Below are 217 nucleotides of genomic sequence, written 5' to 3' on the forward strand. Positions count from 1 at the left end.
CGCCGTATCCACCGACACCGCCGGGCCCTCCAACCCCAACGCATACGCCACCCGACCCGACACCACACTGCCGCTGACGCCGGTCAACACGTAGCCTTCGATCTCTTCGTTGGTTAGGCCGCCGATGGCGTAGTCGCTTTGCATGACTCCGGCGTAGACGCCGGTGGTGGTGCCGCGCAGGGAGTCCGGGGCGATCCCGGCCCGTTCCAACGCCTCC

1 protein-coding gene is annotated in these 217 nt (G+C 68.2%); it reads right to left on the reverse strand.

Annotated features, from left to right (window positions below; all coding sequences use genetic code 11):
* Window positions 1–217 (reverse strand): beta-ketoacyl synthase N-terminal-like domain-containing protein (locus tag BST28_RS23065; RefSeq protein WP_272937551.1); only part of this gene is annotated, 217 nt, incomplete at both ends.

Source organism: Mycolicibacter kumamotonensis (assembly GCF_002086285.1).
Lineage (GTDB): Bacteria > Actinomycetota > Actinomycetes > Mycobacteriales > Mycobacteriaceae > Mycobacterium > Mycobacterium kumamotonense.